The following is a 13,842-nucleotide window of genomic DNA, read 5'->3' as shown; positions in this document are numbered from 1 at the left end:
CTAACTGAGACACTATATACAGGTATCAACGAGATTTTATTTATGGTTCAAGATCTAGAACGGGTACGCCCAACTAGCCAGTTTCCTGAAACAGCACCCACGGCTAACGCAGTTTTCTTCAGGACTTATAGCCGTAGAACCGACGGTCGGCGTGAAACCTGGGAACAAGTCTGCGATCGCACAATTGAAGGCATCGCTAAACTGGGTAAGCTCACCGACGCCGAAGTAGATTTGCTGCGACGGATGCAGTACCAGATTAAAAGCTTGCCATCCGGTCGTTGGCTGTGGATTGGGGGCACCGACTGGATCGAAAAACCAGAAAACTTTTCCGGCGCTTATAACTGCACCAGCACCAACGTGATTGACTGGCGAGCCTTTGGCTTAATGATGGATCTCGCCATGCAAGGCTGCGGCACAGGTGCCATTTTAGAACCCAAATATATCAACCGTTTACCGGCCATCCGCAACCGCTTAAATGTCACCGTTGCAGGCGAAATCGGCACCACTCCCGCCGAGCAGCGCCGTGCCACTACAGAAGTCAAGATTGAAGGCAACCAAGTTCAAATCAACGTAGGGGACAGTCGTCAAGGTTGGGTGAAGTCCTATCAGTCTTTGCTCGAACTTTCTAGCAGCGATCGCTTCTCTGGTGAAGTCCAAGTAGTCGTAAATCTGAGCGATGTCCGTCCGGCGGGCGAAACCTTAAAAGGTTTTGGTGGTGTTGCAAACCCGATCAAGCTCCCCGAACTCTACGATCGCTGCGCCACGATCTTAAATCGCGCCGTAGGTCGCCAGTTAAACTCGGTCGAATGCTGCCTACTGATTGATGCCGCCGCTGTCACGATTGTCGCCGGAAACATTAGGCGCAGTGCGGGTATGCGTCAAGGGGATAGCGATGATGCAGAATTTGCGACAGCCAAGGATAACCTGTGGCAGCAAGATGCAGAAGGCAATTGGCGGATTGACCCGGAACGGGATGCTCTGCGAATGGCAAACCATACCAGAGTGTTTCACCGCCAACCCTCTGAGCAAGAGTGTATTGAGGCAGTTCGCAAACAGTTCTACTCTGGGGAAGGCGCGATTCAATACGCACCAGAAGCGATCGCCCGATCTAACTCTGACTTGTTGCCTACACCAGAACTGAAAGCAGAATTCTTGCAAGTATATGAGCGGGGTGAGATTCAGCAATGGCTACAAAACCGCTACCCTCAAATATCAGCCGAGGAGATTGAGCATCGCCTAGGACGCTATGGTTTAAACCCATGTGGCGAGATCACCGGGGCCGACTTCCACTGCAATTTGGCGGAGGTACATCTTAACCAGCTAGATCCCCACAATCCAAAGGAACAAGAAGAAGCTTTTACCGCTGGAGCGCTCTCTGTGGCGGCGCTGTTGAATCATCAATTTGCAGAAGAGCGCTATCAATGGTCACGGGAAGTTGACCCGATTGTTGGGGTTTCTTTCACTGGGCTGTTTGACTTTTTTGTCAGAGCTTTTGGTGTGGACTGGTTGCACTGGTGGGAAGCAGGCAGGCCCGATACAGTGGCTGGCTTAGAGTTTAAGCAGAAGGAGCAAGCCTATCTGTCGCGATGGAAAGAAGTTGTGCATCAGGTAGTGTGGGAATACTGCGATCGCCACGACATCAAGCGTCCTAACCGTTGCACCACTGTGCAGCCTTCCGGTACTAAATCATTACTGACTGGCGCATCTCCCGGTTGGCACCCACCCAAAGCTCAACGTTACATTCGCCGGATTACGTTCCGCAAGAATGATCCTGTGGCACTGGCTTGTATTGAATACGGTTATAGTGTCGTGCCGTCTCAGTCTGACAAGGACGAAAATGGCAACCTGCTGAATGATCCTTTTGACCCACGAGTGACTGAGTGGTTGGTAGAAATTCCAGTCGAAGTACCTTGGGCCAACTTGCCAGGTGCTGATCAAATCGCGATCGAGAAGTTCTCTGCGGAAGCGCAATTTGATTTCTACATGCAGGTGCAGAAGCACTATACCGCCCACAACACCAGTGCCACGGTGGAGCTGCGAGAAGATGAAGTAGAGCCTTTGGCAAAACGGATTTACGAGGCGATCGCCAACCAGGAAGGCTACATTAGTGCTGCCCTCCTAGCTCGATTTGATGCACCTTTTCCCCGTTTACCTTTCGAGAAAATTGATCAAGAGACTTACGAACAGTTGCAGCAAGGAGTGCAAGCACGACGTAGAACCGACAATTTCTATACGGCCCTAAGCCGCTACGACTCTGGAGAAGCCACAGTTGAAGGACCAGCAGGTTGCGATAGCGACAAATGCATGATGCCTGAGACAAAAAACTAGGGGAGCGTTACGCTAAGAGTGTTGTTGCTGTTAATTTCGACAGGGCAAAATCACTTTTTAATCTAGTTCTGCAAAAGGTTTCTTGTCAGGAGTACTTCCATGTTTGTTGATGAACTTACACCCATTTTCAAAGAATTAACTCGACAGCCAATGGCTTTTCTAGGAGGACTAGTTTCTGGTGTCTTTCGGCTAAACCTGGCTGATGACCCAGTCAAAAGCTGGCTAGATCAACAAGCGGGTACTTCAACTCACACCACATTCAATCACGAGACCCCGAACGGTCGGAATAATGGTCCCCAGTCGATTTCGATCGATTAAAGTCCATTTAGAGCCCATAAAAAAAGAGTCAGCTTTGAGTCTGGCTCTTTTTTTATTTGTGGTCTGAAGCATGCTTACCTAAGCAGCGCGTCGAGTCAATAAGCTCCATAGGAAAAGGGCAATCACTGCGCCTAGAACTGCCAGAAATATACCCCCTAATGTCAGCCCAGTAGCAGCAAACTGGAAGGTTCCGGTTTGCAGGAAGACGCCCAAGCTACCACCAACTAAAGCCCCAATAATTCCTAACAGCATAGTGCCAAGAATACCGCCACCTTGATGGCCTGGATAGATAGCTTTAGCGATCGCGCCTGCAATCAGTCCTAAAACGATCCAAGCAATAATGTTCATAATTTTTTCCTAAAAGTATTAGGAATTTGCCGCTAAACTGCACGTCTAGTAAACAAGTTCCAGAGCCAAATCGCGACAATTGCACCTAAAACTGCGACAAAAAGTCCTGGCAGGCTAAAGCTAGTTGCAGTTAGTTGTAGGCTTCCGGTTTGTAATAGAGTGACTAACGTTCCGCCAACGAAAGCCCCTATAATGCCAATCAAAATGGTGCCTAGGATTCCACCCGCTTGATAACCCGGATAAATTGCTTTAGCGATCGCACCTGCAAGCAATCCTAAAATAACCCAAGCAATAATATTCATAAGACAATGATTTCCTAAAAAATATTATTCTTACCGAATTAACTAATAGATTAGCCACTTTAAAATTAAGTAGCATCTGTCAGCAGATGTAACCTTAAAAGCCTAAAAACAGTCACTAAAAAGGAGTAGACATTAACACCTACTCCCTAAAAGCTTTGAGTTTTAATTTATTTTCAGTCGCAGTAATTTGGCTTTAAGGATAGAAACTTAACTGAGGTAACCCTAAGGTTTCATTCCAGCCCATCATCAAGTTCAAACACTGAACAGCTTGACCTGCTTGACCTTTCATCAGGTTGTCAATCGCAGACATCACAATAACGCGATCGGTGCGTGGGTCTACTTCAACACCGATGTAGCAGAGATTGGTGCCAGTGGCCCACTTAGTTTGCGGGTATACACCACTTGGCAATATTTTCACCCAAGGCGAGGAGCGGTAAAAAGCCATGTAAATTGTGAGCAAATCCTCACGGACCAGACCTGGGTCTCGCAGCGTTGCATAAACGGTAGACAAGATCCCGCGAACCATGGGGATGAGGTGGGGCGTAAACTGCACCAACACCTCATGACCCGCCAAATCACTACAAACCTGCTCAATCTCTGGAGTGTGGCGGTGGCGAGCCACTCCATAAGCAGCGAACGAGTTATCTGCTTCTGCCAAAAGGAGATTTGTTTTAGCTTGCCGTCCACCGCCAGAAGTGCCTGACTTAGCATCAATCACAGCCGTTTCAGGCACAATTAACCCTTGCTTCAACAAAGGAGAGAGCGCCAATAAGCTAGCTGTGGGGTAACAGCCTGGACAACCTACTAGCTGAGCCTCGGCAATGCGATCGCGATACAGCTCAGGCAAACCATACACCGCTGTTTCTGCGATCGCCTGATCGCTGCGCGTCTTAGCGTACCAATTCTCGTAGGTTTCTAAATTGGAAAATCGGTAATCTGCGGATAGATCTAAGACTTTGCAACCTTTTTCCAATAAAGCGGGTGCCATTTGGCAAGCTAACCCATTGGGCAAAGATAAAAAGACAACCTGACAGCGTGCCGCAATCTGATCGAGATCAATCGGCTCGATGATCAAGTCAACTCGATGATTGAGATGGGGGTAAAGCTCACCAAATGCCTTTCCCGCACTGCTCTCTCCACCCAAGTAAACAAGTTCAACTCCTGGATGATCAATCAGAAGCCGTACTAACTGTACGCCGCCATAACCCGACGCGCCAATAATCCCAACGGGCACGCGTCCTACATCACCCATGATATTTGGCCTTCTTGAGGTTCAACAGTAAACGCTTAACTTTTGCTGCATTGTAGTACCTAAAGCACCAAGTTGGTCTACACAATCACCATGATTTTTTCAAGTTATTAGCGCCTCTGATTAGCTCCGTCACCTTCGGCTAATATTGAATCTCTAGTATCAGAAACTACCTCGCTAAATTGCCTTCTAGTAGGGCATAACTTTACTAGGTCAGTATTTAGATCAGTCGCCTGAGTTAAGGTGCTAGTTTCACCAGCGCGACTTGGCAGAAAGCCGAGTTTACCAGGGCTTTTGCAGCGCTCTACTTCGCTAAACAGACTACAATCGAAGCATAGGTAAGCTTTAAAAAACTTTACGGTGTCGTTACTTTGAGTTTCTCCGTGGAATCGCCTCAAACCGCCTCAACCCAACCTTTCAAGTTTGATGCTATTGATGCTGCTTTGGCTGACCTCAAGGCAGGGCGTGCCATTGTCGTAGTTGATGACGAAAACCGGGAAAATGAGGGCGACGTCATTTGTGCCGCTCAATTTGCGACACCTGACATGATCAACTTTATGGCAGTGAAAGCGCGAGGGCTGATTTGCTTGGCGATGACAGGCGATCGCCTCGACGAACTCGATCTGCCCTTGATGGTCACGAACAACACAGATAGCAATCAGACTGCCTTCACCGTCAGCATTGATGCGTCGCCCCAGTTAGGAGTCAGTACCGGAATTTCTGCCGAAGACCGCGCTCGGACCATCCAAGTTACCATCAACCCCTCTACTCGTCCCGACGATTTGCGTCGTCCTGGACATATCTTTCCGATTCGGGCGCGCGAAGGTGGAGTCCTGAAGCGGGCAGGCCATACCGAAGCAGCGGTTGATTTGGCTCGCTTAGCAGGCCTGTACCCATCGGGTGTGATCTGTGAAATCCAAAATCCTGATGGCTCAATGGCTCGTTTACCAGAGCTGATCGAATATGCCCACACTCATGAGCTCCGAATTGTCAGCATTGCTGACTTAATCAGTTATCGCTTGCAGCATGAGCGCTTTGTCGGTCGAGAAACCATCGCCGAGCTGCCAACAGAATTCGGGAAATTTCAGATCTACGCTTACCGCAATGCCCTCGATAACTCTGAGCATGTGGCGATCGTCAAAGGCGACCCCAGCCAGTTTGGCGACAAAACCGTGATGGTGCGGATGCACTCGGAATGCTTGACGGGAGATGCGCTCGGTTCTCTGCGTTGTGACTGCCGTATGCAACTCCAAGCGGCCCTGAAAATGATTGAGAACGTGGGCCAAGGTGTTGTAGTTTATCTGCGGCAGGAAGGTCGCGGCATTGGCTTAATTAATAAGCTGAAGGCATACTCATTGCAAGATTTAGGGCTAGATACCGTCGAAGCGAATGAGCGTTTGGGCTTTCCCGCTGACCTACGGAATTATGGCGTCGGAGCACAAATTCTCAATGACTTAGGCGTGAAGAAAATTTGTCTCGTCACCAATAACCCTCGCAAAATCGCTGGATTGAAGGGTTACGGTTTAGAAGTTGTCGATCGCGTCCCTCTCCTGATTGAAGCGACTCCCTACAATTCCACGTACCTAGAAACCAAAGCCACCAAGCTAGGTCACATGCTATTGCAGACCTATTTGATGACGGTGGCGATTCATTGGCAAGATCAGCCCAAGTCTGCCACTGAGCGTTACGATCGCCTAGAAAAGTTGCGGCACTTAGTAGAAGTTCACGATTTGTTGTTACAAGAAGAAGCCCGCCCTGTTGCGATCGCCCTCTTTGGCAAACCTTCGCTTACAGTGCATGTAGGTTTTGACCAAGCCAATGTTGCTGCTGCCGATTGGTATCAGCAACCCACTCATCCTTATGTCCAAGCGATCGCCAGAATCTTGGATAATCTAGCCAATTGGCCGCAAATTCAAAAAGTGGAGTTTCTCATTTCTCCCGGTTCTGACCCGCTCAAGAGTTTGCAAGTGCAGCTCGATCGTCACAGCTTTGCCTTAAGCCAATTGCCTTCTGCTGTCTGTGACCAACTGGAAACGCAAGTGATTTATAGCTTTTCCACAGACGCTACTTCATCCGCTGCCTAAAGATTTTGCTGCTTAAAGATTAGGAGAGTAATTCAGTGCATAGTTTGCTCAGCACCACTGGCACCCCACCGATCCACGTCATTGGGGGAGGCTTAGCCGGGACAGAAGCGGCTTGGCAAATTGCTCAAGCTGGGATTCCCGTCATTTTGCATGAGATGCGACCGGAGCGCTTAAGCCCAGCCCACCACAGCGAACACTTGGCCGAGCTTGTCTGTAGCAACTCTTTCGGTGCCCAATCCAGCGATCGCGCTGCGGGTCTCCTCCACGAAGAATTGCGCCGTTTGGGTTCCATCATCATTGGCAAAGCCGATGAGCATGCCGTTCCTGCGGGGGGAGCTTTGGCGGTCGATCGTGGTCAATTCAGCCAAAACCTCACAGAAACGCTCGCCAATCACCCGTTGATTGAGTTACGCCGAGGAGAAATCCAGGATATTCCCAGCGAAGGCATTGCCGTCCTCACCACTGGCCCATTAACCAGCCCTGATTTGGCAGAAGCGTTGCGGTACTTCACGGGGCTAGAGTACATGAACTTTTTTGATGCGGCCAGTCCCATTGTGGTGGGGGAGTCGATCAACTTCGACATCGCCTTTCGCGCCTCTCGCTACGATCGCGGGGAAGCCGCTTATCTGAACTGCCCGATGAGCCGGGATCAGTATCTCCACTTCTGGCAAGAGCTATGCCAAGCTGAGCAAGCGGAACTCAAAGACTTCGATCGCGAAACCGCTAAATTCTTTGAAGGCTGTCTGCCGATTGAAGAAATGGGCAAACGGGGTGAAGACACGATGCGTTATGGCCCGCTCAAACCCGTAGGTTTGTTTGACTCCCGCAGAGGCGACTTCCGCGCCCCAGAGAATCAAGTGCATCGGCCTTACGCGGTCGTGCAACTGCGCCAAGAAGACAAAGCAGGGCAGCTTTGGAATATGGTCGGTTTCCAAACCAATCTGCGTTGGGGTGAGCAAAAGCGAGTCTTTCGCCTGATTCCAGGTCTGGAAAATGCCGAATTTGTCCGTATGGGAGTCATGCACCGCAACACCTTCATCAACGCACCAGAACTGCTATCCCCCACTTTGCAGTTCAAGCAACGGCAAACTTTACTTGCTGCAGGTCAGCTCGTCGGGACAGAAGGCTATACTGCGGCGGCGGCTGGTGGTTGGCTAGCAGGAACTAACGCGGCTCGCTTAGCTCATGGTCTGGATCCAATCGCCCTACCGGGGACTACGATGATGGGCGCATTGTTCGAGTTTATTAGCTCTGCTTCACCCAAGCATTTCCAACCTATGCCGCCCAACTTTGGCATTCTGCCTGAGCTAGAAAAGCGCATCCGTAACAAGCAGGAGCGTTATGGTTGCTATCGCGATCGCGCCCTAGCCGATCTATCCAGTTGGAGCACGCAACATCAAATTTCGCTAGGCCAGTCAGAATGTTTGGCTAGCGTCTAACGCTGGCGCTCGGTCATTAGAGGATGAAAGGCGATCGCCAGATTGACCAGGAAGCCAACTAAAAAGTGACACGACTAACCTGAAAATCTGCTACTAGTAGTAGGTCAGTTTTCCTGCTCTATCTCGGCCCGCTTGCCCTAATTTGTGTGACGTTGATTCAGCTCCTCAACCTTAATAGTCTTCGGGCTTGGCTAAGTTTGGCCAAGTGGTTTAAGTGCGCTCTGGTTTTCAGTTTAATTTGCAGCTTTTGGCTGAGCGGTTTAGCGGCTCCAACCTACGCGACTCCCCTAGCGTTCATGCAAGTTCCTCAGTCGGTGGCTCAAACTGATGGAGCACTAGAAACATTACAAGAGCAACAAAAAGCAGTCGAAAAGCAGCGCTCAGAGATTCAAAAAGAGCGCGATCGCGTTCAGAAACAGGAAAAAGCGGCCAAGAGTCGGATCGGTACGCTTCGCCAAAACCTGCAAGTGACGGATGTGCAAATCAAAGACAATCAATATCGGTTGCAGTTAGCCAAAAAGCAACTCAAAGAATTGCAATCAGATTTAGCGATCGCCGAACGCACTTATCAGAAACGCCAGTCTGCGGCAGTAGCTCGCTTACGATTTCTCCAGCGTCAGCAAGGAAGCCAAGGTTGGGCAGTGCTGCTACAAAGCCAAAACCTGAATGATTTTTTAGATCGTCGCTACCGTTTGAGAAAGGTGTACCAAGCCGATCGCAACGCTTTAGCCCAACTTACTGCTGAGTCTCGCGATCTTGTAACCCAAAAGCAGCAAGTGGAACAGCAAAAAAATCAAATCGCCCTCCTCGCTCAGCAATTGTTAGCCCAACAATCAGAGTTGCAAGCTCAAACCCAGTCAGAACAAGAATTAGTGGAGCGGCTCCGTTCCGACCAATCGGCTTTAGAGGCGGCAGAAGCCCAACTAGCTCAAGATTCCGAGGATTTAACTCAACTGATCTTGCAACGGGTGGCTGAACAAAGAGCCAAAGACGCAGCAGCAGGGCGAGGCAGCATTGTGATTCGGGGGACAGGTCTGATGAGTGTTCCCTGTGATGGCCCAATCACCAGCAGCTTTGGCTGGCGGACGCACCCGATTTTAGGCTATGAGCGGTTTCACTCTGGCATTGACTTTGGTGCGGACTATGGCAGTACGATTCGAGCTGCTAATGCCGGAATTGTGATTTATGCAGGTTGGTATGGCGGCTACGGTAACGCTGTAGTCATCGACCACGGCAATGACATCACTACCCTTTACGGACACGCTAGCGAACTGTATGTAGCTGAGGGACAGGTGCTGCAACGAGGTCAGGCGATCGCATCCGTTGGTTCTACAGGACTCTCGACTGGGCCACACCTACACTTTGAAGTTCGCCAAGCTGGAGAGCCTGTAGAACCGATGGATTACTTTTGATGCTTGAATAAACGCGACCTAACCCCCAGCCCCTTCCCTTCAGGGAAGGGGAGCCAGATTCGATTGCCTCGGCAGAATTGAACGAATAGTATAGCTATCCAGCAACTGGCTCTAGTTCAGCTTCGCTACTTTGTTCGTCATTGACTCGTCTCAACGATGCTTTGTTAAACGCTGGAAACTTGAGCTGAGGGTATTGAGCTTTGGCTTGGCGTAGCTCCTCAAAAATGGGGTCATCCAATCCCGTGACTACGCACCAAACCCGCGATCGCGTTAAAGCGACAAACGCTTCATTGCGCTTATGTAGTTCGCTTTCTTGTTTCCAGGCTAGAGGCCGAGTGGCACAGTGAAAGCGGCAGGCATAGACTTTCCAAGCTTCGTTGCCTTTGGCGCGATGGATATTGGCTAAAGTCACCTGTCCAGGTCGCACAAATTCATTACGATTTGGCTCTCCACCCGCTACGAAACCTTTGACACCATAGGCGGTCAGTTTGGCTTGAAAGCTTTGCCAATACTGCTTCTCATTCTCCCCAACCAAAGCTGTAATTAAAATATCGCTAGGTTGAAGGCCGTGCCGCAAGTCATTCACAATTTGCTGCGCGATCCATTCTTGTTCTTCGGCTTCTGTTGCAAAGGTTTGCAGACTTAGCAACTCCGCGATCGCTTCCCGCGCTTTAAAATTTTCTTGGTCAATCGGATGCAGGTTTTTATCCGCAGGTCGGGCGATCGTCACTTGTTGCCCTGCCTGAACACTAGCCTCGGTAAAGTCACCCTCCAGCACTTCATAGCCTAGCTTTCGCCACTCTGCTTGGTTGCTCACTCCTTGCAGCGGTCCCTCAGCTCTCAGTAACCCCATGTTGACAGCTTGCGCCACCAGCAGTAGCAGTTGGGGCGTACGATAGCAGCGGTTGAGATTTTCAGACTTACGAATTGTTGTTCCTTCATAGAAAAAGGAGTGATTGCGTCCCAAACCTAAATCTACAACTGGAGACCCATCCGCCTCACGACCAAAAACTTGAGCAGGTTCTGGCACCGTTAAGGAACCGATTCCCTGTGCCTCATCGTAAGCCCAATACAGGCGCTTCGGTGCCGTTAGGGTGTTGCGAGCTAGCCGATAAAAAGCGAACGGCAGGTCTTGGCCTTCATCAATAAAAACTGCATCATACAAACAAGGCACCGGAACTAATTGCCGCTCCAAGCCATTACAGACATACTCAAACGCTTGAGCAGGTGAAACCTTACCAATTTCTTGTTCTACATCTTTTACATTTTTGGGCTTGATACCAGCAGCGATCGCCAAAGTACGATAAAAACCGGGTTGATCTTTAGCGCCCCAAGCATGCAAAACCTTGAGCTTATCCCAGTTTGGCGCTCTGCCCGTCAGCTCTTGGTAATAGCGCCCGATCCGTTCTTCAATAATTTGTTGGTAAAGCGATCGCGTAAAAAAGACAAAGGCAATATTCCAATCCGGATGCTCCGCATGGATTTTGGCTGCTCGTTTAGCGAATAAAACTGTTTTACCTGTACCTGCTAATCCTCGAAGCCGCTGAGGTCCATCTGGATATTCAAAAGCAATTTTCTGTTGTTCTTCATCTAAAATTTTGACTCGCGATTCTAAGTTCTGGATCACCCGAATTGGGCTATTAGCCGCAGTTCCTTCGGGAATTTCTCGTAGCAACGTGACTGGCAAGATTTCGACAGTAGTTTGGTGAGTCATAATTTACGTTCATCAGGGTAGATGCAAAACCCAGCAAAACTTAGCAGAAAAAGTTCAGAAGCCTTCTCCACATCAAGCTTGCTTAGTTATTTATTTTTCGAAGTAATTTCAGTAGTTTTAGCGTTACTTTTGGTTGAAAAAGCTGCTTTAACACAGACAATATTGAAACCTTTAATCAGCAGAAAACTACACGGCAGCTTTGCTTAACATGCCCCGCCGCAATAGCAAATAACGGAGAAACTTTTAAGTTTTCAAAAATTTTGCAGATCACTCAGATCAGCCTTGCTGTCAAATTTGGGCTAGAGGTTGAGTGAGATATTAGCCGCTGTTAGTCCGCAAATTTCAGATTTTTCTGATTTGCAATCGCTTTACGTGATACAATTACAAAGGAAATTAGGGCATGTAGCTCAGTGGATAGAGCATCAGGTTCCGGTCCTGAGGGTCGGGGGTTCGAATCCCTCCATGCTCGCTTTATTTGAAGCGACAAACTAAACGATCTTGGCGAAATGCTTCTCCAGTTCTGCAAAGAGAAGCATTTTCCCAACATATGTTTTTTGGAAATTTGAGGCCAAAACCTAGGTTGTGGGGATGTTACAGTCTACGCTTCACAACCTGAATTTTACAGTTCTAAATCACTCTCAGTTTTATCCTGCACGCCTTTGACAATCCGAGATAACTCTGTTTTCTCGTCGAAGGCTACGCGAGTAGGCGAACCACTGATAATGCCTTCATAGTTGCGGAAAGAATCTCGAATCTCTGGTCCCTGCTCGCTAATGGTATATTCTCGAATCCCTTTCTCATGCCAGGAGCCGCGCATCTTAAAGACATTAATTGCTCGCGCCATCTCACCCCGAATTTCTACATACTGCAACATCAAGATCGTGTCAGTAATCGTAGAAATGTGAGAATCAGTAATTGAATGTGACCCCATAAAGTGATCAGTGGTGTTTGTAAAAAAGCCAGTGATTTCTTCCTGCTTGGCAAAACCTGTCACCCCAATGACAAACTGACGAAACGCATTATTGCTGACGCCACGAGCTAAGGCTGAGAGAGAATCAATAGCAATCCGTGTGGGTTTAAAGTCAGCAATTTCTGACTTAATAATTTGAAGATGATCTTCTAGCCCGGCTGATTCCGGATAAGCACATCGGATTTTCAATAACCCTTTTTGTTCTAGATCCTCAAAATCAGTTCCCCAAGAATAAGCATTACGAGAAAGTTGAGCCCGCGACTCTTCGTAAGCAAACAGCATGGCCCGCTCGTTTCGCATGCAACCTTCTTGCAAAAACTTGCTTACCAACAAAGTTTTGCCTGTACCTGTCGCTCCGGTTGCAAGAATAATTGAATCCTTAAAAAAGCCACCTCCACACATTCTGTCTAGCGTCTTGACCCCCGAGGATACTCGTACGTTAGAAGAGCGTTGGGTAAGCCGCATAGCGCCTAGCGGGAAGATATTGATACCCTGATTTGTAATGGTAAATGGGTACTCCCCTTTCATGTGGGTCGTGCCACGCAGTTTCAGAATCTCAATAGTGCGCCGCCGCCGTTCACCTTCTAAAACGTTGCGGACGATCGCGACGTTATCGGATACAAATTCTTCCACCCCAAAGCGCGCGACGGGGCCGTACTCTTCGATCCGCTCGGTCGTCATGATGCTGGTTGCGCCTAACTGTTTTAGCCGGGCCACTAAGCGAAAAATTTCTCGCCGTACCACCGAGGCTGCATCATACTGCTGAAATACAGCCGTAACAGAATCAATCGAAACCCGCCGAGCTTTGTATTTACGAATTGCGTATTGAATACGTTCAATTAGAGCCGAAAGATCAAAATTGCCAACCACATCCTGACCTTCTGGATCAGGTGAAGCATCTAAAATAAAAAGCTTGCCGTCATCAATTAGTTCTTGGAGATCCCACCCAAAACTGAAAGCGTTTTTAATAATATCCGCAGGAGATTCTTCAAAAGTAACGAAGACACCCGGCTCATCAAATAAAGTAATTCCGTTATATAAAAACTGCACTGCCAGCAGGGTCTTACCCGTTCCAGATGTGCCACTAACTAATGTAGTCCTGCCTACCGGAAGACCTCCATGACTGATGTCATCGAAGCCTTCTATCATAGTGCGAATTTTTTTGACCCCTACTGATAATAGATCTTCTTTCTTTCGAGTTTGATTATCTGGATTCATAGCCTTTTAAGTTTAGCTTTTGAAGTCTGCTCTAAAAGTTCAGCTTTTCTGGGAGAGAAGATAGATCAGTAAAACTCAATTCTAGGGATTACTCGAAGTTGGAATCATCCTCGTGCAACTCATCGTATAGAAGATCTAGGCCGATCAATACTCTCTCACGATCGGACAAATCTCCCACAATTTTACGGACAGGCGGCGGCAAAATTTTAGCCAGGGTTGGAGTAGCCAAGATTTTATCTTCTTCGGCCAGTTGGGGATTTTTTAGCACATCAATCACTTTTAGAGCATAGACTCCTTGAAACTCTGTCTCCAAAATATTATTGAGAGTCTTTAAAGCTCGAATCGAATTAGGGGTATTGCCAGCAACATACAATTTGAGGATGTAAGTTTTTTTCAAGGAACTCATGAATTTGGTCTACTCACTTCTAGCAGCCTTAAGCAACAGTTTCTAAAAACAGAG

General features: G+C 48.4%; 12 protein-coding genes and 1 tRNA gene. 7 read left to right on the top strand and 6 right to left on the bottom strand.

Annotated elements, in window-relative coordinates:
- Window positions 1–42 precede the first annotated feature (42 nt).
- A complete protein-coding gene (gene nrdJ, locus H6F90_RS29045) occupies window positions 43–2,328 on the top strand; it encodes a ribonucleoside-triphosphate reductase, adenosylcobalamin-dependent (protein WP_190555401.1) in 2,286 nt (761 codons plus the stop codon).
- A gap of 99 nt (window positions 2,329–2,427) precedes the next feature.
- Window positions 2,428–2,646, top strand: a complete 219-nt coding sequence (locus H6F90_RS29040) for a hypothetical protein (protein ID WP_190438435.1) — start codon at window positions 2,428–2,430, stop codon at window positions 2,644–2,646.
- A gap of 78 nt (window positions 2,647–2,724) precedes the next feature.
- Here the strand turns inward: H6F90_RS29040 and H6F90_RS29035 are convergent, their stop codons facing one another.
- The 3 genes from H6F90_RS29035 to argC form a co-directional block, all read right to left on the bottom strand.
- A complete protein-coding gene (locus tag H6F90_RS29035; protein WP_190555400.1) occupies window positions 2,725–2,994 on the bottom strand; it encodes a GlsB/YeaQ/YmgE family stress response membrane protein in 270 nt (89 codons plus the stop codon).
- 32 nt (window positions 2,995–3,026) lie between these two features.
- Window positions 3,027–3,296, bottom strand: coding sequence for a GlsB/YeaQ/YmgE family stress response membrane protein (locus H6F90_RS29030; RefSeq protein ID WP_190438433.1), 270 nt, complete (start codon window positions 3,294–3,296; stop codon window positions 3,027–3,029).
- 193 nt (window positions 3,297–3,489) lie between these two features.
- Window positions 3,490–4,548: an N-acetyl-gamma-glutamyl-phosphate reductase gene (gene argC / locus H6F90_RS29025; protein WP_190555399.1), complete on the bottom strand. Its 1,059-nt coding sequence runs from the start codon at window positions 4,546–4,548 to the stop codon at window positions 3,490–3,492.
- Between the two features lie 380 nt (window positions 4,549–4,928).
- Here argC and ribBA point away from each other — a divergent pair, with 380 nt between their 5' ends.
- The 3 genes from ribBA to H6F90_RS29010 all read left to right on the top strand — a co-directional run bounded on the left by ribBA (window position 4,929) and on the right by H6F90_RS29010 (window position 9,480).
- The gene (gene ribBA, locus H6F90_RS29020; RefSeq protein ID WP_190555398.1) at window positions 4,929–6,629 is read left to right on the top strand and encodes a bifunctional 3,4-dihydroxy-2-butanone-4-phosphate synthase/GTP cyclohydrolase II; all 1,701 of its coding nucleotides are present in this window, start codon (window positions 4,929–4,931) and stop codon (window positions 6,627–6,629) included.
- Window positions 6,630–6,664: 35 nt separating this feature from the next.
- The gene (trmFO, locus tag H6F90_RS29015; protein WP_370588125.1) at window positions 6,665–8,068 is read left to right on the top strand and encodes an FADH(2)-oxidizing methylenetetrahydrofolate--tRNA-(uracil(54)-C(5))-methyltransferase TrmFO; all 1,404 of its coding nucleotides are present in this window, start codon (window positions 6,665–6,667) and stop codon (window positions 8,066–8,068) included.
- 146 nt (window positions 8,069–8,214) lie between these two features.
- Complete coding sequence (locus H6F90_RS29010; protein WP_370588124.1) at window positions 8,215–9,480, top strand: murein hydrolase activator EnvC; 1,266 nt, start codon at window positions 8,215–8,217, stop codon at window positions 9,478–9,480.
- A 94-nt stretch (window positions 9,481–9,574) separates the two neighbouring features.
- On the opposite strand, the gene H6F90_RS29005 is transcribed toward H6F90_RS29010, so the two are convergent.
- The gene (locus tag H6F90_RS29005) at window positions 9,575–11,194 is read right to left on the bottom strand and encodes a DEAD/DEAH box helicase (RefSeq protein WP_190555396.1); all 1,620 of its coding nucleotides are present in this window, start codon (window positions 11,192–11,194) and stop codon (window positions 9,575–9,577) included.
- A 21-nt stretch (window positions 11,195–11,215) separates the two neighbouring features.
- Between H6F90_RS29005 and H6F90_RS29000 the strand changes: the two genes are divergently transcribed.
- A complete protein-coding gene (locus tag H6F90_RS29000) occupies window positions 11,216–11,401 on the top strand; it encodes a hypothetical protein (protein WP_190555395.1) in 186 nt (61 codons plus the stop codon).
- A gap of 189 nt (window positions 11,402–11,590) precedes the next feature.
- Window positions 11,591–11,663, top strand: a tRNA-Arg gene (locus H6F90_RS28995).
- Window positions 11,664–11,813: 150 nt separating this feature from the next.
- Here the strand turns inward: H6F90_RS28995 and kaiC are convergent.
- Together kaiC and kaiB are read right to left on the bottom strand one after the other, a co-directional pair.
- Window positions 11,814–13,382, bottom strand: a complete 1,569-nt coding sequence (kaiC, locus tag H6F90_RS28990) for a circadian clock protein KaiC (protein ID WP_190438417.1) — start codon at window positions 13,380–13,382, stop codon at window positions 11,814–11,816.
- Window positions 13,383–13,470: 88 nt separating this feature from the next.
- A complete protein-coding gene (kaiB, locus tag H6F90_RS28985) occupies window positions 13,471–13,788 on the bottom strand; it encodes a circadian clock protein KaiB (RefSeq protein ID WP_190438414.1) in 318 nt (105 codons plus the stop codon).
- Window positions 13,789–13,842 lie beyond the last annotated feature (54 nt).

This window comes from Trichocoleus sp. FACHB-591, from assembly GCF_014695845.1.
Lineage (GTDB): Bacteria > Cyanobacteriota > Cyanobacteriia > FACHB-46 > FACHB-46 > Trichocoleus.
This window is presented reverse-complemented; position numbering and strand designations above follow the sequence as displayed.